Annotated in this window: 27 protein-coding genes and 1 tRNA gene; 3 read left to right on the plus strand and 25 right to left on the minus strand. The window is 64.6% G+C overall.

Annotation, left to right across the window (positions count from 1 at the left end; genetic code table 11):
• Nucleotides 1–222: 222 nt before the first annotated feature.
• The 20 genes from P4L93_02120 to P4L93_02215 form a co-directional block, all read right to left on the minus strand.
• On the minus strand, nt 223–729 hold the full coding sequence (locus tag P4L93_02120; GenBank protein ID MDR3685742.1) for an NYN domain-containing protein: 507 nt from the start codon (nt 727–729) through the stop codon (nt 223–225).
• 8 nt (nt 730–737) lie between these two features.
• Complete coding sequence (gene rlmB, locus P4L93_02125) at nt 738–1,478, minus strand: 23S rRNA (guanosine(2251)-2'-O)-methyltransferase RlmB (GenBank protein MDR3685743.1); 741 nt, start codon at nt 1,476–1,478, stop codon at nt 738–740.
• 15 nt (nt 1,479–1,493) lie between these two features.
• Nucleotides 1,494–2,978 carry a cysteine--tRNA ligase gene (gene cysS, locus P4L93_02130; protein ID MDR3685744.1) on the minus strand — a complete coding sequence of 495 codons (1,485 nt, stop codon included), beginning with the start codon at nt 2,976–2,978 and terminating at the stop codon, nt 1,494–1,496.
• A gap of 23 nt (nt 2,979–3,001) precedes the next feature.
• Nucleotides 3,002–3,754, minus strand: a complete 753-nt coding sequence (gene cysE, locus P4L93_02135) for a serine O-acetyltransferase (protein ID MDR3685745.1) — start codon at nt 3,752–3,754, stop codon at nt 3,002–3,004.
• A gap of 69 nt (nt 3,755–3,823) precedes the next feature.
• Entirely contained in the window at nt 3,824–4,321 is a 498-nt protein-coding gene (gene ispF, locus P4L93_02140) for a 2-C-methyl-D-erythritol 2,4-cyclodiphosphate synthase (GenBank protein MDR3685746.1), read from the minus strand.
• A 2-nt stretch (nt 4,322–4,323) separates the two neighbouring features.
• A complete protein-coding gene (ispD, locus tag P4L93_02145; GenBank protein MDR3685747.1) occupies nt 4,324–5,037 on the minus strand; it encodes a 2-C-methyl-D-erythritol 4-phosphate cytidylyltransferase in 714 nt (237 codons plus the stop codon).
• A complete protein-coding gene (locus P4L93_02150) occupies nt 5,034–6,089 on the minus strand; it encodes a PIN/TRAM domain-containing protein (protein MDR3685748.1) in 1,056 nt (351 codons plus the stop codon). Before P4L93_02150 ends, ispD begins: the two co-directional genes overlap by 4 nt.
• 183 nt (nt 6,090–6,272) lie before the next feature.
• Nucleotides 6,273–7,454 (minus strand): DNA integrity scanning diadenylate cyclase DisA, encoded by a 1,182-nt coding sequence (gene disA, locus P4L93_02155; protein MDR3685749.1) that lies wholly within the window; start codon nt 7,452–7,454, stop codon nt 6,273–6,275.
• Entirely contained in the window at nt 7,451–8,800 is a 1,350-nt protein-coding gene (radA, locus tag P4L93_02160; GenBank protein MDR3685750.1) for a DNA repair protein RadA, read from the minus strand. The genes disA and radA overlap by 4 nt, the downstream gene beginning before the upstream one ends.
• A 3-nt stretch (nt 8,801–8,803) precedes the next feature.
• Nucleotides 8,804–11,365: an ATP-dependent Clp protease ATP-binding subunit gene (locus tag P4L93_02165; GenBank protein MDR3685751.1), complete on the minus strand. Its 2,562-nt coding sequence runs from the start codon at nt 11,363–11,365 to the stop codon at nt 8,804–8,806.
• A gap of 179 nt (nt 11,366–11,544) precedes the next feature.
• Entirely contained in the window at nt 11,545–12,078 is a 534-nt protein-coding gene (locus P4L93_02170; GenBank protein ID MDR3685752.1) for a hypothetical protein, read from the minus strand.
• Between the two features lie 45 nt (nt 12,079–12,123).
• A complete protein-coding gene (locus tag P4L93_02175) occupies nt 12,124–13,062 on the minus strand; it encodes an OB-fold nucleic acid binding domain-containing protein (GenBank protein ID MDR3685753.1) in 939 nt (312 codons plus the stop codon).
• 5 nt (nt 13,063–13,067) lie between these two features.
• Nucleotides 13,068–13,541: a transcription elongation factor GreA gene (greA, locus tag P4L93_02180; GenBank protein MDR3685754.1), complete on the minus strand. Its 474-nt coding sequence runs from the start codon at nt 13,539–13,541 to the stop codon at nt 13,068–13,070.
• Nucleotides 13,542–13,700: 159 nt separating this feature from the next.
• A complete protein-coding gene (locus tag P4L93_02185; GenBank protein MDR3685755.1) occupies nt 13,701–13,883 on the minus strand; it encodes a twin-arginine translocase TatA/TatE family subunit in 183 nt (60 codons plus the stop codon).
• Between the two features lie 105 nt (nt 13,884–13,988).
• Entirely contained in the window at nt 13,989–14,213 is a 225-nt protein-coding gene (gene tatA, locus P4L93_02190) for a twin-arginine translocase TatA/TatE family subunit (GenBank protein MDR3685756.1), read from the minus strand.
• Nucleotides 14,214–14,289: 76 nt separating this feature from the next.
• A complete protein-coding gene (locus tag P4L93_02195) occupies nt 14,290–14,946 on the minus strand; it encodes a redox-sensing transcriptional repressor Rex (GenBank protein ID MDR3685757.1) in 657 nt (218 codons plus the stop codon).
• A gap of 122 nt (nt 14,947–15,068) precedes the next feature.
• Nucleotides 15,069–16,196: a site-2 protease family protein gene (locus P4L93_02200; protein ID MDR3685758.1), complete on the minus strand. Its 1,128-nt coding sequence runs from the start codon at nt 16,194–16,196 to the stop codon at nt 15,069–15,071.
• A gap of 75 nt (nt 16,197–16,271) precedes the next feature.
• Nucleotides 16,272–17,069 carry an S-methyl-5'-thioadenosine phosphorylase gene (locus P4L93_02205; protein ID MDR3685759.1) on the minus strand — a complete coding sequence of 266 codons (798 nt, stop codon included), beginning with the start codon at nt 17,067–17,069 and terminating at the stop codon, nt 16,272–16,274.
• Between the two features lie 102 nt (nt 17,070–17,171).
• Nucleotides 17,172–18,176 carry an HD domain-containing protein gene (locus P4L93_02210; protein ID MDR3685760.1) on the minus strand — a complete coding sequence of 335 codons (1,005 nt, stop codon included), beginning with the start codon at nt 18,174–18,176 and terminating at the stop codon, nt 17,172–17,174.
• 66 nt (nt 18,177–18,242) lie between these two features.
• Nucleotides 18,243–19,049 carry an SAM-dependent chlorinase/fluorinase gene (locus P4L93_02215; GenBank protein ID MDR3685761.1) on the minus strand — a complete coding sequence of 269 codons (807 nt, stop codon included), beginning with the start codon at nt 19,047–19,049 and terminating at the stop codon, nt 18,243–18,245.
• 82 nt (nt 19,050–19,131) lie between these two features.
• On the opposite strand from P4L93_02215, the gene P4L93_02220 reads away from it, so the two are divergent.
• Entirely contained in the window at nt 19,132–19,584 is a 453-nt protein-coding gene (locus tag P4L93_02220) for a hypothetical protein (GenBank protein MDR3685762.1), read from the plus strand.
• On the opposite strand, the gene P4L93_02225 is transcribed toward P4L93_02220, so the two are convergent.
• From P4L93_02225 to P4L93_02245, 5 genes are all read right to left on the minus strand, one after another.
• On the minus strand, nt 19,581–19,964 hold the full coding sequence (locus tag P4L93_02225) for a hypothetical protein (GenBank protein ID MDR3685763.1): 384 nt from the start codon (nt 19,962–19,964) through the stop codon (nt 19,581–19,583). The genes P4L93_02220 and P4L93_02225 overlap by 4 nt on opposite strands.
• Nucleotides 19,965–20,035: 71 nt before the next feature.
• Complete coding sequence (locus P4L93_02230) at nt 20,036–20,734, minus strand: DUF2085 domain-containing protein (GenBank protein MDR3685764.1); 699 nt, start codon at nt 20,732–20,734, stop codon at nt 20,036–20,038.
• A gap of 63 nt (nt 20,735–20,797) precedes the next feature.
• Nucleotides 20,798–20,874: transfer RNA gene (locus tag P4L93_02235), tRNA-Pro, on the minus strand.
• Between the two features lie 154 nt (nt 20,875–21,028).
• Entirely contained in the window at nt 21,029–23,173 is a 2,145-nt protein-coding gene (locus tag P4L93_02240) for a cytochrome c3 family protein (protein MDR3685765.1), read from the minus strand.
• Nucleotides 23,174–23,381: 208 nt separating this feature from the next.
• The gene (locus tag P4L93_02245) at nt 23,382–24,536 is read right to left on the minus strand and encodes a methyl-accepting chemotaxis protein (protein MDR3685766.1); all 1,155 of its coding nucleotides are present in this window, start codon (nt 24,534–24,536) and stop codon (nt 23,382–23,384) included.
• A gap of 50 nt (nt 24,537–24,586) precedes the next feature.
• On the opposite strand from P4L93_02245, the gene P4L93_02250 reads away from it, so the two are divergent.
• Entirely contained in the window at nt 24,587–24,880 is a 294-nt protein-coding gene (locus P4L93_02250) for a 4Fe-4S binding protein (GenBank protein ID MDR3685767.1), read from the plus strand.
• A gap of 103 nt (nt 24,881–24,983) precedes the next feature.
• Nucleotides 24,984–25,235 (plus strand): DUF1462 family protein, encoded by a 252-nt coding sequence (locus P4L93_02255; GenBank protein ID MDR3685768.1) that lies wholly within the window; start codon nt 24,984–24,986, stop codon nt 25,233–25,235.
• The last annotated feature ends 29 nt before the right edge of the window (nt 25,236–25,264 follow it).

A 25,264-nucleotide genomic window follows, 5' to 3' on the forward strand; every position in this document is an offset into this window, starting at 1 on the left:
ACGCGGTGCACCGCGGGTACATGGTGCTCCAACACTGCGGACCCCCTCCGCACAATTGCAGCCCTAAGATTCGTCCCCTGAGGGGATGGACGGCACCGCCGGCACGGTGCGGGCTAGCAGACCCACCACGCGACCTTATTCCTACGGTAACGGCGTGTCAACGGTCACAAATCGGGGCAGGATGGCGCACAATTGATACCAAAGAAACCCCAGTTCAGCGCGCTAGTCAATGCCCCGAGCCCAGCGCCACAAACGCAGTTTTGTGTCGGCGGAGATTCGGTCCTCGAGACGGCCTGAGGTACTCCCCGCCGGAGCATGCTCTGTCCACTCTCGGCTGCCGTCTCGAAGCTCGTCGGAGAACTCGGCCGACGACATCCGAGCGATGCTTCCGCCGAGCACCGCCCACTGCGTCGCGGCGTCGGAGGTCACGACGGTTGTCTCGTCCCCACGCTCGCGCGCGACTCGAGCGAGCGACTCGATCACCGAGTCGGCGTCGATGCCGAAGCGCGAAAAGATGACGGTTACGCCGGCGACGTGATGCGACACGCCGTCGGAGGCTCGGTTGTTGTGGCCATCGAAGACAACCGTCGCCTTCCACTCCCCATGCGCGAACGCCGACACGTCGGAGACCAGCGCGGCGCGCGCGGCGTCCAGATCGTCCTCGGCGAGGTGGGAGTAGGGCGGCGTCTGCTTGATAACGTTGTAGCCATCGACAATCAACGTGCGCATGGGTCGCTTCACGCCTCGGTCGCCGCTGCTCGGCGCAGCCACTCGTAGGCGATGGCGGTGGTAGCCTGCGCGACGTTCAGCGAGCCGACCTTGCCGGCCTGCGGGAGGCTCACGAGGAAGTCGCAGGTCTCTCGAGTCAGTCGGGCCAACCCCTCGCCCTCCGAGCCCATGACCAGCACGACCCGCCCTTCGAGCGGTGCGTCCCACACGCTTTGCTTCGAGTGCTCGGAGGCTCCGGCTATCCAGTAGCCCTCCTCCTTGCAGCGGACGAGCGACCGCACGATGTTGGCCTCCTGCGCAAGCGCAACGTGTGCGAGCGCTCCAGCCGACGCCTTGTAGGCAGCGGGCGTCACCGCCGCAGCGCGGCGATTCGCCACGAGCACGCCATCGGCGCCCACGACCTCGGCGGTGCGGACGATGGCGCCCAGGTTGCCGGGGTCGGTGATGTGGTCGAGCGCGATGATGAGCGACCGCTCCTTGCCCTGCGCGCGCGCCAAGACATCGTCGAGCGAAGCGTACTTGTAGGGCGCTGCATCGGCGATCACGCCCTGGTGCGCGCCACGCTCGCTTTGCGCATCCAACTCGCGCTTGGGGACGCGGGCGACCTCGACGCCGACCTCGGCCGCAAGGTGCGCAATCTCGTCGAGCGTTCGATCCGGCTTGGTGCCCTCGGCGATCATGACGCGGCGAATGGGCATGCCCGCTCTAAGCGCCTCGAACACTGCGTTGCGCCCCTCGATAGCGGCCATGCTGTTTCGCGCCTCCTACGGCTTGTAGATGACGCGCGCGCCCTGCTGCGTGTCCTCGATGACGAAGCCCAGCCGGTTCAGCCCGTCTCGGACCGCGTCTGCCAGCTCCCAGTTCTTCTGAACGCGAGCGGCTGCGCGAGTTGCAAGCATGGCGTCGACGGCTTCCTGCGCGTCGGCACCTTCGTAGCCCGCGACGTCCTTGGCCAGATCCAGCACGGCCGGCGGATAGGCTGCCTTCTCACCCTCGCCGATCTCGATGCCCAGTACACACAGTAGGTCGACGACCTTGTCCTCGGCCTGGCACAGCACGTCGCGGTCCTCTTCGCACAGGTCGACCTGGTACTTGGCGAGGAACGTGTTGGCCGCGCGCGCGAGTTCGAAGACCGAGGCCAGCGCTCGGGCGGTGTTGAAGTCGTCGTCCATATCGGCGTCGAACTTCTCACCCGTTGCTGCGATCGACGCCTTCAGGCCGTCGAGTGCATCACCGGGGACGCCGAATCCACACGCAGCCAAGTCGCGCGCCCAACGCAGGTTGCGCACGAGGTTGGAGAGGCGCTCGTATGCGTGGATCGTCTCTTCGAGACGCGTGTCCGAGAAATCGAGCGAGCTGCGGTAGTGCGTCTGCAGCATGAGGAGCCGGATAATGTTGCGGTCGTAGTGGGCCATGACGTCCTTGAGCAGCAGGAAGTTGCCGAGGGACTTGCTCATCTTCTCGTGGTTGATCTGTAGCATGCCGCCGTGCAGCCAGTAGCGCGAGAACTGCTTGCCGGTAGCAGCCTCGGACTGCGCAATCTCGTTCTCGTGGTGCGGGAAGATCAGGTCACTGCCGCCACCGTGAATATCGAACGGCAGTCCGAGCTCCATCTCCGACATCGCCGAGCACTCGATGTGCCAGCCGGGGCGCCCTTCGCCCCACGGGCTCGGCCAGTGCGGCTCGCCAGGCTTGGCAGCCTTCCACAGCGCGAAGTCGAGCGGGTCGCGCTTGCGGTCGTCGGCGTCGATGCGAGCGACGGTGTGAATCTCGTCGATATCTCGGCCAGACAGCTTGCCGTACTCGGGAAAGCTGCGGACCGAGAAGTAGACGTCGCCACCCACCGCGTACGCGTGCTCGGAAGCTATGAGCCGCTCGATCAGGTCGATCATCGCCGGAATCGTCTCGGTAGCCAGCGGGCGGATCGTCGGGTCCTCAACGCCGAGCGCGCGCATCTCGCTGATGAACGCCTCGGTGTACTTCGTCGCAACTTCGGCGGCCGGGATGCCCTCTTCGTTGGCCCGATTGATGATCTTGTCGTCCACGTCGGTGACGTTCTGGATGAACGTGACGTCAAACCCGCGGTGCTTCAGGTAGCGGCGAATCACATCGAAGGACAAGAACGTCCGAGCGTTGCCGATGTGGATGTAGTTGTAGACGGTTGGGCCGCAGACATACATCGCGACTTTGCCGGGCTCACGAGGTACGAACTCTTCCTTCGTGCGGCTCAACGTGTTGTAGACGCGCATCGGTTCCCTTTCCTTGCGAGGTATCAACGCTGTTTGTGACTCTCGGTCGACACGTCCCACGCCTGGCCGCCCTCGAACTCCACGGTAATGGAGCCGTCGTCGGCCTCGATGATGACCTCGTCGCCCTTGTCCTCCGGCGGCAGCGGGCCACTCGGACAGCGCTCTTCGATCCGGTCGATGCGCCGCTGAAGCGCACGGAACATCTCGACGACGGGGTCGGGCAAGTCCTCGTGGTGCAGGTCGATCGTGTCGACTCGGCTTCCGCCCCGGCGCACAACGCGGCCGGGGATGCCGACCACCGTGCACTGCGGCGGGACGCTCTCGATCACCACCGCGCCGCCGCCGATTCTGCTGCCGTGACCGATCGTGATGTTGCCGAGCACCGTCGCGCCCACGCCAACAATGACGCAGTTCTCCAGCGTTGGATGGCGCTTCCCGTGCTCCTTGCCTGTGCCGCCGAGAGTTACGCCCTGATAGAGCGTGACGTCGTCGCCGATAACCGTGGTCTCGCCAACGACCACGCCCATACCGTGGTCGATGAAGAAGCGCCGACCAATCGTGACACCAGGATGGATCTCGATACCGGTAAGGAAGCGGACGACCTGAGAGCCCCAACGGGCAAGCCCGTGTCGGCCATGATTCCACAGCCAGTGGTTGAACCGGTGGGCCCACAAGGCGTGAATGCCGGGATAGTTGAGCAGAACGCTCGCCGCAGATGTTGCCGCCGGGTCGCGATCTTTGACGCTCTTGATGTCTTCGCGCAGTCGGTCGAACATCGCCCCGCCTGTTGAGTGTGGCCAGCTTGCGCAGCGGTCAGGAAAGCCTGTCCGACCAGTCTAGCAGTGCTAACCGAGCTCGTGGGCAGGCCAGACGCGCTGGATCAGTACGACGGCTTGCGCGCCGACACCTTCTTCGCGCCCTTCAAAGCCGAGGCCCTCAGTCGTCGTGGCCTTCAGCCCGACGCATTCGGTGGCGACTCCCAGAGCTCGCGCAAGGTTCGCGCGCATGGCATCGCGGTACTCTGAGACCTTCGGGCGCTCGAGAATGAGCACGCAATCCGCGTCCACGACGCACCAGCCCTGGTCCGTCGCGAGCTGTCCGACGCGCTCCAGCAGCTCGATGGAGTTCGCCCCAGTGTAGGCGGGGTCGGTGTCGGGGAACAGCTTGCCGATATCGCCGGCGCGCAAAGCCCCCAACACCGCGTCGGCCAGCGCATGCGCCAGCACATCGGCGTCCGAGTGGCCGAGCAACCCGCGCTCGTGCTCGATCTCCACGCCGCCCAAGATCAGCTTGCGACCCTCGGCAAACGCGTGCACGTCATAGCCGAGCCCGATGCGCATCATGCCTAGCTCCCGCTCTGTCGGAATCGCAACGCTGCCTCCACGAGGACGAGGTCCTCGGCGACCGTCACCTTGATGTTATCGCGTGGACCCTCGAACACCAGCACCCGCCCGCCGTTGCGTTCGACGAGCGACGAGTCGTCCGTGCCGAGAAACCCGTCGGCCTTGGCGGCGGAGTATGCAGCGCGCAGCGGCTCGGCGCGGAAGATCTGCGGAGTCTGCACCGCCCAGAAACGGGCGCGCTCGGGGGTAGCCGCGATCTCGTTGCCGGCCACCACCTTCAATGTGTCGACGGCAGGATAGCCGACCACTACGCCGTCCGCCGTCGAGTCTGCGCTAAGTGCGGCGAGCACATCGGCGATGAGTTCGGATGTCACCAGCGGGCGGGCGCCATCGTGTACGAGCACGGTCCGCACGCTCTCCGGCACCTGCTCAAGCCCACTTGCGACAGACGCTTGGCGCGTGTCACCGCCAGGTGCGAAGGCCACCGGCGTTGCGAGTGCGAGCGGATCGACAGCGACCAGTCGGTACTCGGCGATCCGGTCGGGGTGGCAGACCACAACGATCAGGCCGACCTCGGGAGCAGCTTCGAATGCGGCCAGCGTCCAAGAGAGCACCGGCCTGCCCAGCGCCTCGGCTAGCTGCTTGCCTCCGGCGCGACCGAGCCGCTCTCCAGTGCCACCCGCGACGATAATGGCTGCGGTGCGAGGCTCGCTCATGCGCTGGCCTCGTCCGCGTCATCCTGGTTGGCTCGGGCGAAGATCATGCGCCCCGCCGATGTCTGTAGCACGCTGCTTACCTCCACGTCGATCTCGTGGTTGACGTGGCTCCGCCCGCCCTGCACGACGACCATCGTGCCATCGTCGAGGTAGCCCACGCCCTGCTCGGCTTCCTTGCCTGGCTTCGCGATCTTGAGCCGGATGAGTTCGCCGGGCAGGTAGTTCGGACGCAGGGATGTGGCGGCGTCGTTGAGGTTCAGGACCTCGATGCCGCGAACCCGTGCGACCTTGGCGAGGTTGTAGTCGACGGTGACCAGCGCGCTCTTGACGTCGGTAGAGAGTCGAAGCAGCTTGTCGTCGACCGCCGCCGTGTCGTGGTAGTCGGTTTCGAACACCTGGACGCGCTCGTTCTCGGGCAGCGCGGCGAGCAAGTCGAGGCCTCGCCGCCCGCGAGCACGACGCGTGTCGTCGGCCGAGTCGGCCAGCGTCTGCAGTTCGCCGAGCACGAAGCGCGGCACTCGGAGCGTACCCGGAAGAAAGCCGAGGCGATGCAGCTCGACGAAACGGCCGTCGATGATGGCGCTAGTGTCGAGCACCACCGTGCGTTCATCGGCGGTCATCAGCTCTACCGGTGCGAGGCGAGGGAACATCGCGGCGAAGTCTCGACGCTTCCACAGGGCGACGTTCACGAAGACGTAAACGCTCACGAGCATGAGCACGCCGGTCACAGCGACCGACAGCCACTCGGGTGTGAGGAGACGCAAAGGCTGAGACGCAAGAAGCGCGACAAGGAGGCCGATGATAAGTCCGGCGGTTCCCAGCAAGAGGTCTGCGGGGGCGATCTCCCGCACCCTGTGCTCGGCTTCTCGCCACAAGACGGTTAGCTCTCGGCCGACGATCCCGCCGAAGACGTACCCGATTGCTGCCCCAAGGATGATGAATAGGAAGATGACGTAGTACTGGGGAACACCGAGTTCTGTCTGCCATGGAACTAGTCTCGTGACTGCATACCCGCCCAGGAGACCCCCCGTTACGAACAAGAAACGGGTCATTGCCTGGATCATGGGTCTGGCGTTCGCGGCTTGGTAGGCCGCGCGCCCTCACCTCCCTGTCGGTTGGCGTGGTGGCCCCTTGGTCAGGAGCCTCGTATGAAATGGATGCTAACACAGGGGTTATCGGCATCCAGACGGGCGCACTACAGACGCTGGACGTGCGCGAAATGTGGAGATTCGCCGCTAGGCCGCAGTGTGTGCGCGAATCCGAGCCAGTCCGTTGACGATTGCTTTGGCCCGCCGAGTCCCCACGCCATCGACCTCGTCGAGATCGGCGACGCTGGCGCGCACGAGCGCCGGGAGCGACGTGAAGCGCTCGATGATGCGGCTGACCACCGTGGCGGGTAGCGCCGGAATCTGCGCCAGCACGCGATAGCCCCGCGAGCGGACGTGCTGCTCGGCGCGGTCCGAAGCAGTCAGGCCGAGCTCGTGAGCCACAGCGTCGGCCTCGAGCAAGCGCTCGAGCGGGAGGTCGCGCAGGCGCAGCATGATGGCGGTGGCGTGTCGGAGCGTCGGCTCCGACGCGTAATCGCGGATGAGGAGCTGGTAGGCGTCGTCGATGTTGGCCGAGAGTTCGTCGGCCTGCATTTGGACGAGGCGGCCCTCGGTGCCGAGCGCCCCGATGTAGCGGCTGACCTCGCGGTTGACGCGCTGCGCCATCTCGAAGCGACCGATCGCCTCGGCGACGTCGCCGAGCGTGACGGTATCGTCGAACTCCAGGTGGGTAAGGCGGTCGAGCACCTCATCGAGACGGGTGCGGTAGTTCTGCAGGGTGGAGAGCGCCTGGTTGGCCTTCGCCAGCAGAACCTCGGTGTTCTCGAGGGTCACGCGGCGTCCGCGCAGGTAGAGGCTGACTACTTCTCGGCGCTGCGAAACAGAGATGACCAGCGCGTTGGTCTGGCGGCTCACGCGCTCGGCAGTGCGGTGGCGCATGCCAGTCTCGGAGGTAGGCAGCGTCGCGTCGGGGACCAGATGCACGTTGGCGCGCAGAATGCGCTCGGCGTTGTGGTCGAGAATGATCGCGCCGTCCATCTTCGCGAGCTCGAAGAGACGCTGCGGAGTAAACGGCGTGTCGATAGCAAAGCCACCGTTGCAGACATCGTTGACGGCGGCCTCGTCGCCGATGACGACCAGCGCGCCGGTTCCGGCGGCAAGAATCATGTCCAGACCTTCACGGAGGCGAGTGCCTGGAGCGACCTTCCGAAGCTCTTCGCGAAGCATCTCTCTCGTTCGCTGGTCGATCACCGGGAGTCCCGTCTGATTGAGGGTGTCGGATAGATTCTGCCACGACCGAGCTGCCGGAGTAACAGGATTCTGCTGGTCGGCGCCTACGGCGACCGCGGTTGCATCGGCCGGCGTGCTCATGAGAGCACCTTCAGCGCATCCGAGATCGTCGCCACATCCTGCAGTGCGGAGCCAGCTGCGGCCTTCATCGACGCCGGTGCCGCACCATAGACCCGCTTCATGCCCAGGCGGGTCGCTTCCTTCAGACGTGCCGAGGCTTGGGCGACGGGCCGCACCTGACCGGTGAGCCCCAACTCTCCGAACGCGGCGACATCGAGTGGCACCGGCCTGTCCTTGAGTGCCGAGGCCAACGCGAGCGCGAGCGGCAGGTCGACCGCAGGCTCGACGATACGCAGCCCGCCGACCACCGAGACATACACGTCCTGGCCGGCAAAGGAGAGTCCCGCTCGGCGCTCGAGAACCGCGATGACCTGCAGCAGGCGACCGGTGTCGATGCCGTTTGCAAGACGCCGCGGGGCCGGAAGGTAGCTCGGCGTGACGAGCGCCTGTACCTCGACGAGCAGCGGACGCGTGCCCTCCATCGCGGCCATGACCGCCGAGCCCGGCACCGCCTCGTGCCGCTCGGCCAGCAGCGCGGCCGAGGGCGACCCCACGCCGAGAAGCCCGGCCTCCGCCATCTCGAAGATGCCAATCTCGCTTGCCGAGCCGAACCGGTTCTTCACCGCGCGAACGATGCGGAAAGCGTGGTCGCGGTCGCCTTCGAAGTACAGGACCGCATCGACCATGTGCTCGAGTACGCGGGGGCCGGCAATCGCGCCGTCCTTGGTGACGTGACCGACGATGAGCGTGATGACGCCGAGGTCCTTCGCGGCGCGCATCAGCCGAGCCGTGCATGCGCGCACCTGCCCGACGCTGCCCGGCGCCCCCGCCAGCTCGGAGTCGAAAGCAGTCTGTATCGAGTCGACTACGAGAACTGCCGGCTTTCGTTGACGCACCGCTGCTTCAACGACAGCGACGTCCAGCTCGGGCAGAAGCGATACGCGTTCCGAGGAGACGCCCAACCTTCGCGCGCGAAGCCCTACCTGCTGCGGCGACTCCTCTCCGCAGACGTAGAGCACATCGGCGCCCGAGCGCCCCAAGGCGTCGGCCGCCTGAAGCAGGAGCGTCGACTTGCCGATGCCCGGCTCGCCACCCAGCAACACCAGCGACCCGCCAACCAGCCCGCCGACCAGCACACGGTCGAGCTCTGCTATGCCGGTCGAGGTGCGAGTCGCCTCGACAGCACCCGCCGCGTCCAGGCCGACCGGCTGGACAGATACACGTGCAGCCTGCCGGTTTGACCCGACAGGCTGCACGATCTCCTCAACGAAACTACCGAACTCACCGCAGTCGTTGCAGCGGCCCATCCAACGCGGGGCTGAGGCCCCGCAGTTCTGACACCGCCATGAGCTGCGGGCTTTGGCCATACGCTACTCGCCGGCCGCGCCGCCGGAGGCGGCACCGCCGCGACCCGACGAACTGCGCTCGACCATCGTCTTTACCTGTGCGTCCACGCTCTTGGGCGCGCGGTGTGACGGGATAGCCACACTACCCTCGCCCTTGCGGAACGCGGCCTTGCCATCCTCGACGTAGACCTCGATTACGTCGCCAGCGGTCCAGTTGCCGCCGAGAATCTGCTCGGAGAGCGGGTCTTCGAGGCTGCGCTGGATTGCGCGGCGCAAGGGACGGGCGCCGAGCGTCGAGTCGAAGCCTTCGAGTGCTAGCAGGCTGCGGGCTTCCGGGCTCAGCGTGATTCCGAAGCCTTGGAGCAGGAGCTGGTCGCGCAGGCGGTCGACCATCAGGTCGACGATCTGCTCGATCTCCTCGTGGCTCAGGTCGTGGAAGACGATGACCTCGTCGACACGGTTGAGGAACTCGGGCTTGAAAGCCTTCTTGAGTTCGCCAGTGACGCGTTCCTTGACCATGTCGTAGCCGATGCCGCCGTCCGCGTCCTGCGGGGCGAAGCCCAGCGTGGTCTGCTTGACGATGTCGCGGGCGCCGATATTGCTCGTCATGATGATGATGGTGTTCTTGAAGTCGACCTTGCGACCTTGGGCGTCGGTCAATCGGCCCTCCTCCAGAATCTGGAGCAGGATGTTGAAGACGTCCGGGTGGGCCTTCTCAATCTCATCGAACAGGATCACGGAGTATGGCTTGCGGCGCACGGCCTCGGTAAGCTGGCCGCCCTCGTCAAAGCCAACGTAGCCAGGAGGCGAGCCGACCAGGCGCGACACCGTGTGCTTCTCCATGTACTCGGACATGTCGAGGCTGATGAGAGAATCCTCGCTGCCGAACAGGAAGTTCGCGAGAGCCTTGGACAGCTCGGTCTTACCCACGCCCGACGGGCCGAGGAAGATGAACGAGCCGCTGGGACGACGCGGGTCCTTCAGGCCAGCGCGTGCACGGCGAATCGCCTTGCTGACCGCGACGACAGCCTCGTCCTGCCCGACGATTCGCTCGTGCAGCACCGTCTCCATCCGTAGGAGTTTGGCGGTCTCCTCCTCGGTCAGCGCGGTAACCGGCACGCCGGTCCACATCGACACGACCTCGGCGATCTCGTGCTCCGTGACCTCGACGACGCGCCGCGTGTCGGGCTTGAGCCACTCCTCTTCCATCTGGCGTTTCTCGGCAAGGATCTGCTTCTCGCGGTCGCGCAGTGCGGCGGCCTTCTCGAACTCCTGAGCCTCAATGGCCGCTTCCTTCTCAGTGCGTACCTGACGCAGTCGGTCGTCGACCTCTTTGACACCAGGAGGTGCCGTCATCATCTTGATGCGCATCTTGGCGCCGGCCTCGTCCATCAGGTCGATGGCCTTGTCGGGCAGGAAGCGGTCGGAGATGTAGCGGTCGGCCAGGTTGGCGGCAGCGACGAGCGCCTCGTCGGTGATGGTGACGCGGTGGTGTGCTTCGTAGCGGTCGCGCAGACCCTTGAGGATCTGAATCGTCTCTTCGACGCTGGGCTCGCCAACCGTGATGGGCTGGAAGCGACGCTCGAGCGCGGGATCCTTCTCGACGTACTTGCGGTACTCGTCGAGCGTGGTGGCTCCGATGGTCTGCAGCTCGCCGCGGGCGAGCGCGGGCTTGATGATGCTGGCCGCGTCGATTGCGCCCTCAGCGGCACCTGCGCCCACGAGCGTGTGCATCTCGTCGACGAACAGGATGATGTCTCCGCGCTCGCGGATCTCCTTCATGACCTTCTTGAGCCGGTCCTCGAACTCGCCGCGATATTTGCTGCCGGCGACGAGCGCTGCAAGGTCCAGCGTGTAGAGCTGCTTGTCCTTGATCGTCTCGGGCACCTCGTCAGACGAGATGCGTTGCGCGAGGCCCTCGGAGACGGCGGTCTTGCCCACGCCCGGCTCGCCGATCAGGACCGGATTGTTCTTCGTGCGACGCGACAGGATCTGCATGACGCGTTCGATCTCGCTCGCGCGGCCGATGACCGGATCGAGCTTCCCGTCGCGCGCTTGGCGCGTGAGATTGCGGCCGAACTCGTCGAGTAGCGCCGTGCCGCCGCCTCCGCCGCCGCGACGCTCTTCGCCGGGCTCGCTGGGCTTGCCGTAGTGGCCGGAGAGCAGCTGGATAACTGCCGAGCGGACCTTCTCGAGATCGGCGCCGAGGTTGAGTAGCACCTGCGCGGCCACGCCCTCGCCCTCACGGATCAGGCCGAGGAGGATGTGCTCGGTACCGATGTAGTTGTGTCCCAGCTGCAGCGCCTCGCGAAGCGAGAGCTCCAAGACCTTCTTTGCACGCGGCGTGAAGGGGATGTGCCCGGTGGGCACGAACGTGCCTCGGCCGATAAGGTCTTCGACCTGCGCATGGACGTCCTCAAGCGAGATGTTGAGCGACTCGAGCGCTTTGGCTGCGATTCCGTCCTGCTCGCGAATGAGCCCGAGCAGCAGGTGCTCGGTGCCGATGTAGTTCTGATTGAGCATGCGCGCCTCTTCTTGGGCGTATACAACCACCCGGCGTGCCTTCTCGGTGAATCGCTCGAACATGAGCGCCCTCCCTATCGCATCGGCGGGGTACCCGCCGGAAGCATTCATCAGTGCATGTATCGGAAGTATACCCGCCGAGTCTGACAACCAATGACGGGTACGGCACTGAAAGCAAGGGAAATGCCAGAGACTTGAGTCTACCGCACTTAGATTTCCCGCCGAGCAGAACGCTTGGAGCGCTACTCAGCTTCCGGGCGCATGTGCGGGAAGAGCAACACGTCACGAATCGACGCCGAGTCGGTCAGAAGCATGACGAGGCGGTCGATGCCCAAGCCCATGCCGCCAGCCGGAGGCATGCCGTACTCCTGCGCGCGCAGGTAGTCGGTGTCGACCCACATCGCCTCATCGTCGCCGGCGTCCTTCGCAGTGGCCTGCGCTTCGAAGCGCTCGCGCTGATCCACCGGGTCGACGAGTTCCGAGAATGCGTTGGCGAACTCTCGGCCGGTGATGATGAGCTCGAAGCGATCGGTCAGCTCGGGGTCGTCGTCGTTGCGGCGAGCTAACGGGGAGATCTCGGCGGGATACATCGTCACGAACGTCGGCTCGACGAGCGTGTGCTCGACGAGCTTCTCGAACAGCTCGGTGATGAGCTTGCCCTTACCGAAGCCCGTCTCCCACGTGACGTCGTGCTTGTCGCACAGCGCGCGCAGCTCGTCGAGGCTTCGCGCGAAGCTGACGTCCTCGCCGGCCTCGGCTCTGGTGAGCTCGATCATGCTCGCGCGGCGCCAGCGGCCTCGCTGCGAGACCTCCGTGCCCTGCTAGGTGATGTCGAGCGTGCCGAGAACCTGCTGGGCGGAGCTGATGATGATGCCCTCGGTCAAGTCCATCATCGAGTTCATATTGCCGAACGCCTCGTAGGCCTCGAGCATCGTGAACTCCGGGTTGTGCCGCACGCTGATGCCCTCGTTGCGAAACGAGCGGTTGATCTCGTAGACGCGTTCGAATCCACCCACGAGCAGGCGCTTGAGGTAGAGCTCCGGCGCGATGCGCAGATAGAACTCCATGTCCAGCGCGTTGTGGTGCGTAACGAACGGTTTTGCGGTTGCACCGCCGGGGATGGGGTGCAGCATCGGCGTCTCGACCTCGAGGTAGCCTTGCTCCTCCATGTAGCGGCGAATCGCAGCAACGATCTTGAAGCGCGTCGTGAAGACGTCACGCACTTCGGGATTGACGATCAGGTCGACATAGCGCTGACGATAGCGGGTCTCGGTGTCGCTCAGGCCGGAGTGCTTGTCTGGCAGCGGGCGCAGCGACTTGGAGAGCAGCGTGACGGCCGTCGGGGCGACGGACAGCTCGCCTCGGCGCGTGCGGAGCACTGCGCCTACCGCGCCGACCCAGTCGCCAAGATCGAGGTTCCTGATGGCCTCGAACGCGTCCTCGCCCACGATGTTGATGCGCGTGAAGAGCTGCAGGTCACCGGTGGCATCGCGGATGACAAGGAAGATGACCTTGCCTTGGTCGCGCTTGGCGACGACTCGCCCGGCGACGCTGACAACGTCCTCGGTCTCAGCGCCCGTCTCGAGCCCAGCGTAGTCGGCCTCGAGCTGTGCAGCGCGCGCAGTGACGTCCCAACTATCGAGATAGGGCTGCTGGCCGGCGGCGCGAAGCGCGTCGAGCTTGGCTCGGCGAACGACGAACGGGTCGTCTTCGACGGCGGCTTCGGGGTTCTCGGCGGAGGTGATCTCCTCGTCGGCCATGCGGACTATCGAGTGATCGCGAGGACGGTGTACTCGATGACCTTGCCCGAGGGCGTGGTCACCTTGACGGTGTCGCCCTTCTTGTGGCCGAGGATTGCGGCACCGACCGGTGACTCGTTGGAGATCTTGTCGGCGGAAGGATCGGCCTCGGCGGAACCAACGACCTGATAGGTGCGCTTCGCGCCGTCAGCAGTCTCAAGCTCGACCTTGCTGCCCAGCGTCACCTTGGTGGGGTTGGTCTTGGGTGCATCGATGATGGTTGCGCTCGCGAGGATCTGGGTGACCTCAAGGATGCGGCTCTCCACCCACGACTGCTCGTTCTTGGCGTCGTCGTACTCAGAGTTCTCGGAGATGTCCCCGAACTCCTTGGCCTCCTTGATGCGCTCCCCGACCTCTCGGCGGCGGACCGTCTCGAGATGCCTGAGCTCATCTTCGAGCTTGGTCTGGCCCTCGGCGGTAAGTGCGATATCTTTGTTCATCTGAGGCTCCGTATCAGGTCACGTCCGCGCGCGTCTTGCGCGCTGCGTGGCGGGTAACGCGAGGGCTGCCCGCGAAGTGGTTCAAGGCAGCCCGGCAGAATGTCCACCGCAGTATATACGAATGCGTGGAGCTTACAACCGTGAATCACATCTGTCTGGCTAGGGCTGCTGCGGTTTGTCAGATGACTTGGCTTCGGCGTCCTCTGGAGAGCTAGGCTCGTCGGGGAACGCGCGCATCGGTTTGCGTATCTTCTTCGCAGCGTCGGGCAGCCTGCGGGGCAGGAAGATTATCGCCACGATGATGGCAATAACGATCAGCCCTCCGGGCGACAAGAGCTTCATCAACATTGCTACCTCCAGCGGCGCAGGGCCGCGCAATCGGAAGTCGGATACAACAACGCGCGCCGCAGGTGGGCGCGCGTTGAAAGCGTGCGTTGGGAGGGCGGGCTACTCTTCGGCGTCCTTGGCAGCAGGCTTCTTCTCGGCCTCGGCCTTGGCAGCCGCCTCGGCTGCGGGAAGCTCCTCGTCCTCGTCCTTGCCCTCCGCGCCGTCGCGGATCGACTTCATCGTCTTGCCCAGCGACTTGCCCAGCTGCGGCAGCTGCTTCGGGCCGAAGATGATCAGCACGATGATGAGGATGATGATCAGGACCTGGGGCTCGAAGAGCTTCATGTGGTGCCTCCGTACGAGTAGGTATCGGTCGATGCCGGTCGACCGGCTGTATGCCGCAAGTAGCGTACCACCAGTCTTATGCTCTCGCCACGCTCTCAGCGCGTGACAGGTAGTAAAGAGTATGGAGCAGTTCACGAACCGGGTCCGTGTTGTGCAGCGTGACATCGTGCGGCACATCAACAAACGCGGTCGAGTAGTTCACTATGACGCGGATTCCAGCTTTGCACAGACGATTGGCGACCGTCTGTGCCTCGTCGGCGGGAACCGCGATGACGCCGAATCGGATGTTCTGCTCGGAGACGACGCGTTCGAGTTCGTTGACGTCGCGAACTATCAGGTCTCCGATGCGCTGGCCGATCTTGCGGGGGTCGCTGTCAAAGACGCCAGCGACGATGAAGCCCCGCGAGCGCAGGCCATCGTAGCGAGCGAGTGCGGCACCGAGGTTTCCCGCGCCAACGATTGCGATGCGCTGGATGTGATCGGAGCCGAGAATGTGCTGGATCTGGTCGGTGAGCAGCGAGATCTCGTAGCCGACACCGCGCTTCCCGAACTGCCCGAAATAGGCGAGGTCTCGGCGAATCTGTGCGGCGTTGACCTCGGCGAGTTCGGAGAGTCGAGCCGAGGAGACTGTCTCGCTCCCCTCTCCCCTGAGGTGCAGCAAGACGTTGAGGTACGCAGGGAGTCGTTCGACCACCCCTTGCGGTATGCGCTGCTCACCCTGAGCTGTGGACACTGCTGTACCCCGAATCGCTGCCGGTCGATTCCGGTCTCAATCGTAACGACTGTTACAAAGTCGGACAAGAAGCAGAACGCCGAGCGGCACCTTACGCCGATAAGTGCGATGTTTTGCAGCCTCTAGCCTAGCGGCGAGCGGTTCAAGACGTCTAGAACGTCGGAGCGAGTGATGATTCCCGCAAGATGGCCCTCCCGCACGACCATCAACGCACCTGGCTTGTCGCCCGCAAGTCTGCCGAGCGTGGACTGCACCGGTGTCGATGCGTCGATGCTCAGGTTGCCGAGGTCTCTGTCGGTGATGTCGGCGACCTTGACGTACGGCCAGTCCGCGCGCGCGATCGTCTTGACGTCGCCGAGCGAGACGAGGCCGATGATCGCGCCTTGGTAGATTACGGGGTACCGGCTGTGCTGGCGGCCGAGCAGGTGATCTTGAACGAGTGCCTCCACGGACAGCTCGCCATCCACGTACTCCGGGTGCCACGTCATGATTCGCTCGACAGTCAGGCCGGCAAGGCGCGATTGGACCTCCTGCTGCCGATAGGCTGCCCCAGCAAGCCAAGCGATGAACCAGCCGAGCAGCCCGAACCAGACCAGGCCGCCGTCGTGGAGGTACAGCACGCCCCACAGCGCGAGCGCGACAAGCCCCCATCCGATGACCTGCCCAGAGCGTGCAGCCCATCGGGTCGCCTTCAGGATGTCGCCCGTGATCGCCCAGAGGATCGAACGGAGCACACGCCCCCCGTCGAGCGGAAACCCAGGGAGCAGGTTGAACAGGCCGATGAATAGATTGATGCTCGCGAGGTAGGCCAGCGGCGCTGTGAACCACCACGGCGATGTCGCCAGCATGAGTGTGTAGGCGAGAAAGCAGCTACCCGCAATCAGCAGGCTCATCAGAGGCCCCGACGCGGCCATCAACAGTTCGCGCCCCGGCGAGCGCGGCTCTTCTTCGATCTGGGCGACGCCGCCGAAGATGAACAGCGTAATCTTGGCGACGTTGCCGCCTTCGAGCTTGGTCACAAGCGCGTGGCACAGCTCGTGCGCAAGGATCGATGCGAAGAAGAGCAGCGCGGTGACGATCCCCAGCGCGCCGAGCAGCCATGCAGGCGCTCCCGCCGCGCCGTGAATCGCTGGGTAGTAGGAGGTCGCCAACGTCACCGAGACGAGCGCGAAGATAACGACCCAGCTCAGGTTCACCTCAAACGGGATCCCAAAGATCTTGCCGAGCCGAAACGATGGAATGTCGAACACGTCCGCCTCCGCCCGCTTGCAGGGCGGTGGGCCCGCCGGCAGCGCGGCGGGCCGACCCCGGAATCGCAGTCGAAACTAGAACGCCGCGCCTTCAAGCGCATGCGAGCAGATGCACTCACGGACGCTCGGAAGCGCCGGAATCATCGAGTAGATGAGGTCCTTGACCCTACTGTTGTTCTCGTTAAACACGCGCACGACCTCGTCGTTGGAGACTGGCTCGGCGCCTTCGGCCCCGGCGTCATGGTCAGTGATCAGCGAGATATTGACGTAGCAGATCTCCAGCTCACGGGCGAGGTAAGCCTCAGGGTACTGGGTCATGTTGATGACTTCCCAGCCTTGCGAGGCGAACCACTTGGACTCCGAGCGGGTCGAAAAGCGTGGCCCCTGGATCACAACGACGGTGCCCGTGGGATGGGCCGTGATGCCGAGCGCCTGCGCCTTGTCGATCGCAACTTGGCGCATCGCGGGACAGTAAGGGTCGGCCGAGGACACGTGTGTCGTGATTGGGCCGTCGTAAAACGTGTCAATCCGGCCCCACGTGCGGTCAACGAACTGGTCGCAGATAACGAAGTGTCCCGGCTCGATCTCGGGCTGCAGCGAGCCGCACGCGTTTGGTCCGATGATCTGCGAAACGCCGATCTCCTTCATGGCCCAGAGGTTCGCGCGGTAGTTGATCTTGTGCGGCGGCAGCGAGTGGTCCTTGCCGTGGCGCGGCAAGAAGGCGACCGTCCGGCCACCGATCTCCCCAACCATGACCGCAGAAGACGGAGCACCGTACGGCGTGTTGACCTTGTACTCGCGCGGGCTATCGAGCAGCTCGTAGAAACCGCTGCCACCGAAGACGCCAATCTCGGCCTTCGGGTATTCAGACATGGCGTTCACTCCTTGATTCGACGAGACATTTGGCTCGAGGGAGCCGTTTGTACGATTCTAGTCGATACCCGCCGATGAAGCGGCGCTGTCTGCAAGCTCGTTCTAGGCCGAGAGACGTCCGAACGGTGCATCCTCGCTCAAAGCAGCCGGTCGGTCGTCCTCGGCGGCCCTGGGGGCCCACAGTGGACGTCGGAACAGGTTTCCCGCGTCTGTCCACACTTCGTCGACACGGGCTGCCGCCGCGAGCAGCGCCGAGAAGCCCGCGGCCTTGGCGTCCAAGTTGTCGGCGTGGTGCAGCAGCAGCGCCTCCATCGTCGATGGCCGCTTGGGCGAACCCCACTCCAGCTCACCGTGGTGCGAGAGGATCGCGTGCTCGAGAAGCATCATCCGCTCGACTGGCACCCGAACCCGCCCCCTAGCCAGCGCATCACGGACGAGTCGAAGTCCGAGAACGACGTGACCGACCAGTCGACCTTCATCGGTGAACTCGATTGCGGTGCCGAAGGACAACTCTTCGCACTTACCGATGTCGTGAAGGAGGGCGGCCGTAACGAGCAGGTCTCGGTCGACACCCGCGTACTGGTCTGACAGGGAGCGGCAGAGCGCCGTCACTGCGATGGTGTGTTCGATCAGGCCCCCGAGGTATGCGTGGTGATAGGCCTGCGAGCCCGGGCATTCTGCAAAACGCTCGAAGAAGCCGCGGTCCGTGAATACGGCGCGCAGCACCTTGCGCAGTTCGGGATCGGACACGCCGTTGACGAGCGCCTTGAACTCGCGAGTGAGATCCTCCCCCGAGCGAACCCCGCGCGCGATCAGATCCTCGGCATCCCAGCGCTGGGCGGGCCGCATCGACTCGACCGAGATGCGCTTGACTCCGCGAAACGTCGTGACCGTGCCCTTCACCTGGACAACAGCACCGACGGGAACCGACGAGGCGTCTTGGCTCGGCCTGAAGCAAACGGCCGCAATCTGACCCGTGCGATCGGCCAGCTCAAGCGACAGGTACGCCTCACCCGTCCGCGCAGCACGCATCTCCTTGGACCTCAAGGCGAAGGGAGCCTCGACCTTAGAGCCCTCGGCCAGCTCGTTGACGTAGTTGCGCTTCATGGCCTGTCACCTCTCGACACCGCCGTATTCTCATCTCGGCGATACCGTAGCGGACGGGTCTGACATCTACGTCAGTGCACGGACGTTGACATGCGTTCCAGGCTCGACGCCATAACGATCCATCGCATTGCCCATGTTGACCGAGAGCGTCAGCCAGCCCGAGGAGTCAACCAGAGCCACCGGGTCCCCCTCGGTCACGTCGGAGAATGTGCGCATGAAGGGCACCGTGAGATTGTTGTGGCCGAGACCCACCTCCAGCGTCTGCACCCTGAGGCCAAGCGCGTCGATGTCCTCAACCGGGATATTGAATCGCAGTGAGCCAAAGCGGTCGGCCTCGAGGACCTCGCCACGCACGTAGACGCCGTCAACGACGTAGCGACCGAACGGCGCTGGCACCAGATCATCCGCACTGACCGGCGAGCCGAGTGAAGACGGCTCAACACCGCAGGCAAGTGCCGCGGCCGCGGGCGCTAAGACGTCTCGGGCATGAAACGTCGGCAGCGGGCCGCGATGGTCGACTTTGACGGCGTCCAGCGCATAGGCCTCGGCAACGCCACCTGCGCGCCACGCCGCAGGCAGCAAGACTCCGTTGTCGGGACCGACGAGTCTCGTCCCCTGCTTGGTGATGATGCACAGGTCACGGCGCCCTCCACCAACGCCCGGGTCGACAACGACCAGATGGATCGCGTCGGGAAGCTGGTATACGCCCGAGGCCGCCATCGCCGCTGCCTTGCGGATGTCAAAGGGCGGGATCTGGTGACCCAGATCGACAATCTGAGCCATCGGACAGGCACGCAAGATGATTGCGTGGCATACGCCCACCCATGTGTCTTCAAGACCGAAATCGGATGCAAAGGCAATGAGCGACTGCAAGGAGACCTCCTGGTGACCGGACACACTGAGAGCGGGCGGCGTTTACACTAGTATGGTCATACCCGACCACGGAGGTCCCGAAGTGCGCCGCATGTCCCGCCTCATGCTCCTGCTCGCCGTGCTCGCGCTGTTCGTCGTCTCCGCGACAGCCCTCGCAGGCTGCGGCCCGACCGGCCCTGAATGGGTCGAGCATGGCGGCACCTATACAACCGAGAGCCTGGCCACACTCTACTCGAAGGCCGATATCAGCAAACTCGCCTCCCAGACACCTAGTGACGTCGCCAAGCTGCGACACGACGCGCTCACCGGCCTGCGCCAGCGCGATGCGGCAGCAGCAGCCGCTGCGGATCTGGTGACCAAGATCCTGCCCTCGGACACGCGAGGCGTCCCCGTCTACGTCGAGAAGGCCACCGTGAGCGGCGAGCCGGCCATCATCGTGATTGAAGCCACCGGGCGCCCGAATGGCCCGCTCAGCACAAAGCGGCTGTGGGCAATCTCCGAGCAGGGCGCCGTGCTGTTCGTCGGGAACCACTAGCCGCACAGGCGCAAGCGGTACTCCTCGAGCACATCGACAGGCACTTGCTTAGCCCAGCCGCGCTCCAGCTCATCCCAGATGTCGGTACCACTGCGCCCTGAGGAGCGCAGGTCCTCGACGACGGTGGCCACCACAAAGCGCGCTGCTGCTCTCGGCGAACCCTGCCGGCGCACGCTCCTGCGCCGCACGACCGCCGAGAAGTACGCCTCGGTGCGTCGCGCAGTCTGGGGGCTCACCGGTCCGGCAGGCACGCGCACCCCCTGCCGCGTGGCGCGAAGTGCCTCCTCGGCGACCTCGGGAAGTACGTCGCGTGCGATGGCCTCCTCGGCGAGCCGAGTCAGTAGCTGTGTGAAGCTGGAACCGGTCTGTGTGTAGCCCATCCGATACCTCCTACGAACGTCTGTTCGCAGACAGTACCGGACGGGTCTGACATCGAGATCCCGAGCGCCTACTACCTAGCGCCTGCGAGGCGAATCGCTAGGGCGACAAGCGCGCCTCGCAGGAGGCCCGCCAGCCACATCTCGAGAAACGCCACAGCTACCGCCACGGCAATCGGCGCCAGTGCCTGGCTCAGGCGCTCGGCGCGGCGTTCGAACGGCGGGAGCATGCACACCATGATCAGGTTGACGGAGGTCAGCGTCCCGACGATCGCGAGCGCGGCTAGAATCGGGTAGCCCACCCCCAGGAGAGGCAGTCCCCAGTACACGACCGCGTACGTCACCGGAACTGCAGCAATCCAGATTGCCAGGCGCCGAGGCGTGTTGAGCACGCGCTCCTGCGAGCCGGTGCGCCACAACTCGTCGTTGAGCATCGGCGTGATGACCGCACCGATGGCGAATCCGGCCAGAAGGCCGGTGATGAGCCGCAGCTCGTTATTGGTCGACCGAAGTCCCGCGTACTCGGTCCCGCCGTCAAGCGCCATCGCCCCGATCATCAGCGCGATAGCGATCCATCCGGAGCGCGTAGGTAGCTCGCGTGGCCGAGAACCCCGGTGGAGCCAGGAGATGAGCGCGAGCGAAACCAGCACGCCGATGTAGATCCCTGTATCGCGCGCGCAGACCGGCAGCTGGACGCCACCCCCGAAGAACGACCGCTCGGGAAGCTGGTGGCACAGGCCATAGCCCATCCAGTGGAGCACCGCTTGTAGCAACACAACCCCTTACGAAGCCGAACGGCAGGCCCCCAAAAGGAGGCCTGCCGTCTTGCGTCCGGATGGTCGGGATGGCGGGATTCGAACCCACGACCTCTCGGTCCCGAACCGAGCGCTCTACCAAGCTGAGCCACATCCCGGCGAGGCGCTATGCTAGCACGCCCTTCCCCCGAGCGCAAAGCGCGATTCTCGCCTTTGTCTGGCTTCGTGACCTGCACGCTTCGTGGCGCCAAAGAGAGGAGCCCGACCCTCTCGGGGCCGGGCTCCTCGGCGTTGCCGATACAAGGCTTGTGGCTAGAAGCCCTGCTTCTTCAGTTGCGCTGCACGGTTGACGTGGCAGTCCGAGCAGAACGCCTCGGCGTGGCAGCCTGTCTGGCCACCATTCTTGCTGTCATAGCAGCTCGCCGCACCGCTCTTGTTGACGGTGGCCGGGTGGTACTTCAGCCAAGCCTGACCAGCCACGTAACCGTTCTTGTGGTGGCATGCGTCGCAGTAGGTGGTGTCGTGACAGTTCGCACACACTGCAACGTTCGACTTGCCGGTGTTCAGCAGGTCGACGTGCGCTCCACCGTTGCCGCCCACAGGACCCGCCGAGGCGTCCTTGAGGCCGAAGCCCTGAGCGTGCGGCATTTCCAGCTTGTGGCAGGCCATGCAGAAGGCAGAGCTCGTCAGCGTGGCCGGATCACCAGCGTGGCAGTAGGTGCACAGCGTTCCATCCTTCTGGTACAGGGCTGCGTGCGTACCAACGTTCGGCGGCGCCATCTTCAAGAAGTTGGATGCCTTGTGAGACGCGGGCATGACCTTGTTCTTCTGGTGACAGTTCTGACAGAAGCTCTTGTCTGCGTGGCACTTGGCGCACGATGCCGGGCCTGCAGCCTCGACCTTGGTTCCGTGGATCGAGATCCAGGACTGGGTCGTCGAAGAGCCGACGTGGTGGCAGTTGCTGCACAGCTCGGGCCACGTGTGACAGTTCGCGCAGAGCGCGGGGTTCGCACGACCCTGCGTGGCGTGGACACCGGGCGTCGTCTTGAACTGGTCGGTGTGAGGCATCTGGGTCTTGTGGCAAGCGACACAGAACGGTGCCGACGTGCCGCCAGGACCGTGACACACGGCGCAGGTCTCGGTCGAGTCGAGCGCCGCGAGGGCGTGACCGGCCGACGGGGACGCCGGGGTGGAGCCGTACGCCGTCATCGGCGGCTTGGGGCCGTGGAGCCAGCCGGCGGCCTTGTGCGACGACGGGAATACCTTGTTCCTCGTGTGGCAGTCCGAGCAGAAGGACGTGGCGTGGCATCCGAGGCAGGACTTGATGCCAGACTTGGCAACTGCCTTCGGGTGCTGCGTGGTCCACGGCTCGGCGGGGTTGAACGTGTAGCCGGCCAGCTGCGTGCCATGGTGGCACTTGTTGCAGAAGTTCGGGTCGTCCTTGGTGTGGCACATGACGCACTTGTCCGGAATCTGAGCCGAGATTGCGGGGTGGCCGAGTGGATCGGTGGCGTCCTTCGGCTTCTTGAACTCGTCGGAGTGCGGCATGTCCGTGCCGTGGCAGTCGTTGCAGAACTGCGTCTTGTGGCAGGTGCCACAGTAGTAGACCTCGTTGACCGGCACGAGCTTCTGGCCGAGGGTCAATTTGGTGTCCGTGCTCGTCTTCCACTCACTCTTGCGCTCAGGAGAAGCCGAGGCGTCCTTGCTCTCCTTGAGGGCCTCCTGCACTGAGTCGTAGGCCTCGAGCGCCAGCTTTGCGTGCTGCTTCGGGAAGAAGTCGGCCTGCAGGTGGCTGGGAGGCTTGAGCTCGAAACCAGGCGTGTGGCACAGAGCGCAGGTGCCCGGCGCCGGCGAACCGGTCTCCAGGCCGTGGCAACGGAAGCACGCGGTCATGCTCATGAAGTTGGCGTGCTTCGTACTCGGCTTCCCAGTCCTGGGGTCGGTGAGCTGCAGCGGGAAGTCCTCGTTGTGCGCGATACGGTTGTGGCAGATCGTGCAGGTGATGCCCTTGTCCAGGTGCGTGTCGTGATTGATCTTGATGCCCGGACTTGGACTGACCTTGCGGGTCTTGAGGTTGTGACACTGCGTGCACTGCGCGGACGTCATCGTGAGAGCAACTTCGCTTTCCTTGTTAAGAGGAAGGTCGTAGTTGTTGGTGACCGTCTGAGCAAGTTCGCCGAGAGCCTCGGCCTTGTGCATCAGGAAGATGATCGGGTTCGCATTGAGGGGCATGTGGCAGGCCATGCAACTGATCTCAGAGTGCGACGAGTGTTCGTAAGCCACGATCGTGTCGTCCTGCACCTTGTGGCAGCTCTCGGCGCAGAACCAGCGAGAAGAAGTCACCCCCAGTACCGGTACCATGAACGCCGCAAACACCAAGACGGCGACTGCCGTCCAGATGATGTAGCGCGGTCGCCGGACCGGATCCTTGAATCCGGCCAGTGAAATCTTCGCCATACCCACACTCCTCGCTGGTTACCGACCCAAAACAACAGGCGGAAAGTCCCATGCGGGACCCTCCCCCAAACCTTGTCATACGTGAACGATATAAGAACAGGCACGCCGCCACAACAAAACTACGCACCTTCACCACAACTGCGGATTCGACGATGGCGGCCTTCGTCCTGCCCACTAACTCACATATCCTCACCAGCGAGGCTGCGAATCAGCGGATGACGACCGAATCCGCGAGCCGATTGAGCTCGGTGATAGCCGACTGAATCTGCCGAGAAGCCTGCGCAGCCTGCGTCGCGACCTGCGCCATCTCTCGCATCGAGACCACGACCTGTTCGGACGCGGAGCGCTGCTGCTGGGTCGCGATCGAGATCTGCTTCGCCGAGTCGGTCGTCTCCTCGACCTGGCTCACAATCGTGCCGAGCGAGTCGGCGGTGCGACGAGCAAGGACCTTGCCCTCGTCGACCTTCTGCGAGGCGCGTTCGGTCGACATGACCACCGAGGTAGACGACGACTGGATCTCGCGCACGACCCGGCCAATCTCGCTGGTCGACTCGGTGACGGAGTCCGCGAGCTTGCGGATCTCCTCGGCGACCACGGCGAAACCTTTGCCCGCCTCGCCGGCTCGTGCCGCCTCGATCGCAGCGTTGAGTGCGAGAATCTTGGTTTGCTCGGCGATGTCGTCGATGATCACGAGCACGCGGCCGATCTCCTGGCTGCGCTCGCCAAGCGCCAGGATGCGATCCGCGGCGATCTGCGTGCTCTCACGTATCTCCTCGATGCCGGCCGCTGTGTCGGCAACCGTCTGCATCCCCTCTTCGGCGCTCGCCAGCGTGCGCTCGGCGATGGTCGCCACAGCGCGCGAGTTGTCGGCGATCTGCTTGGAGGTCTGCGCCAGCTCTTCGACGGTGGCCGACGTCTGCGTGACCGCTGCGGCCTGCTCGGCGGCCCCTGAGGCCTGCTGCTCGGTAGCGGCGAGCGCCTCGGCGGTCAGCATGCGGATCTCGTCGGTAACGACGCCCACTTGGCGCAGCGTGTTGCCAGCCTCGCGGAAGAGGCGGTCGAGTTCGCCCGTGATGTCCTCGAGGTCCTCAGCAGCGTTGACTCGGATGCCGAGACCCTCGCCGGCCTTGGTCAGCACGGTCCCCAGCTCTCGCTCCGTGACCCGCAACACGATCAGATAGCTGCCGAGGCCGAGACCTGCGCCGGTCAGCAACGACAAACCGACGAAGAGAACGAACGCCAGGCTGCTGGTCGGGGTCACGAACAGCAGGGCTATCAGCGGGAACAGGACGCCGCATCCCAGACCGAGGCCGACCAGAATCCAGCGAAGCCTCGTGCTGATCGCGCCCGTGCGTCGTTTCACTCGCGGCACCTCACTGCATCGCCCGAACGTGGGGGTCATCGTATCAGTGGGTGTCTCGGCGCGCATCCTTGCCTGCCGTATACCCCTTGGGGTATAGTCGAGCTGTCGGGCAAAGCGCCGGACGACACGATTCACACATTCAAGAGATCGGAATCGCTGAATTGAAAACCGTCGCTATCGATTTGAAGCGCTGCGATGCCAGCCCATTTTGCCCGGTCAAGCGCATATGCCCATCCGGCGCCGTAAGCGCGGTTCCCGGCGGGTACACAGTGGATGCGAGCAAGTGCACGGGCTGTGGTGCGTGTATCCGCGTATGCCCCATGGGCGCTGCGCAGTTCTCCTAGAGAAGGACTCCACATGAACAACATCCTCGTTGAAGTGCTCGACGTGCCCGCGGCAGCCAACTGCTTCTCCGGCGGTTGAGGCCCGTCCTGGTCTCCGGAGGAGATCACGGCGATAGTTCGCGACGAGATTAAGCGTCGCTTCGACGACCAAGTCGTCATCGAGTACCACAACGTCGAGGAGCCTGAGGCCAAGGCCGCGTATGCCACGCTCATCGATGAGATCGACAAGCGTGGCCTGCTCTACCCCGTGACGGTGGTCGACGGCGTTCCGCTCTACGACGGCGCAGTCAGCTATCCAGCCATCATGCGCGCCGTCGGCAACAAGATTGCCGAGCGGGAAGCCGCCGAGGCCTGACGCGGTCGAGGCCGAGGCGTACACTGCTC

The sequence above is a fragment of the Coriobacteriia bacterium genome, assembly GCA_031292615.1.
GTDB lineage: Bacteria > Actinomycetota > Coriobacteriia > Anaerosomatales > JAAXUF01 > JARLGT01.

Bases quoted from the DNA above. Each gene is read 5' to 3' on its own strand.
- P4L93_02120 (MDR3685742.1), bottom strand. From the start codon at position 729: ATGCGCACGTTGATTGTCGATGGCTACAACGTTATCAAGCAGACGCCG.
- rlmB (MDR3685743.1), bottom strand. From the start codon at position 1,478: ATGGCCGCTATCGAGGGGCGCAACGCAGTGTTCGAGGCGCTTAGAGCG.
- cysS (MDR3685744.1), bottom strand. From the start codon at position 2,978: ATGCGCGTCTACAACACGTTGAGCCGCACGAAGGAAGAGTTCGTACCT.
- cysE (MDR3685745.1), bottom strand. From the start codon at position 3,754: ATGTTCGACCGACTGCGCGAAGACATCAAGAGCGTCAAAGATCGCGAC.
- ispF (MDR3685746.1), bottom strand. From the start codon at position 4,321: ATGATGCGCATCGGGCTCGGCTATGACGTGCACGCGTTTGCCGAGGGT.
- ispD (MDR3685747.1), bottom strand. From the start codon at position 5,037: ATGAGCGAGCCTCGCACCGCAGCCATTATCGTCGCGGGTGGCACTGGA.
- P4L93_02150 (MDR3685748.1), bottom strand. From the start codon at position 6,089: ATGACCCGTTTCTTGTTCGTAACGGGGGGTCTCCTGGGCGGGTATGCA.
- disA (MDR3685749.1), bottom strand. From the start codon at position 7,454: ATGAGCACGCCGGCCGATGCAACCGCGGTCGCCGTAGGCGCCGACCAG.
- radA (MDR3685750.1), bottom strand. From the start codon at position 8,800: ATGGCCAAAGCCCGCAGCTCATGGCGGTGTCAGAACTGCGGGGCCTCA.
- P4L93_02165 (MDR3685751.1), bottom strand. From the start codon at position 11,365: ATGTTCGAGCGATTCACCGAGAAGGCACGCCGGGTGGTTGTATACGCC.
- P4L93_02170 (MDR3685752.1), bottom strand. From the start codon at position 12,078: ATGATCGAGCTCACCAGAGCCGAGGCCGGCGAGGACGTCAGCTTCGCG.
- P4L93_02175 (MDR3685753.1), bottom strand. From the start codon at position 13,062: ATGGCCGACGAGGAGATCACCTCCGCCGAGAACCCCGAAGCCGCCGTC.
- greA (MDR3685754.1), bottom strand. From the start codon at position 13,541: ATGAACAAAGATATCGCACTTACCGCCGAGGGCCAGACCAAGCTCGAA.
- P4L93_02185 (MDR3685755.1), bottom strand. From the start codon at position 13,883: ATGAAGCTCTTGTCGCCCGGAGGGCTGATCGTTATTGCCATCATCGTG.
- tatA (MDR3685756.1), bottom strand. From the start codon at position 14,213: ATGAAGCTCTTCGAGCCCCAGGTCCTGATCATCATCCTCATCATCGTG.
- P4L93_02205 (MDR3685759.1), bottom strand. From the start codon at position 17,069: ATGTCTGAATACCCGAAGGCCGAGATTGGCGTCTTCGGTGGCAGCGGT.
- P4L93_02210 (MDR3685760.1), bottom strand. From the start codon at position 18,176: ATGAAGCGCAACTACGTCAACGAGCTGGCCGAGGGCTCTAAGGTCGAG.
- P4L93_02225 (MDR3685763.1), bottom strand. From the start codon at position 19,964: ATGGGCTACACACAGACCGGTTCCAGCTTCACACAGCTACTGACTCGG.
- P4L93_02240 (MDR3685765.1), bottom strand. From the start codon at position 23,173: ATGGCGAAGATTTCACTGGCCGGATTCAAGGATCCGGTCCGGCGACCG.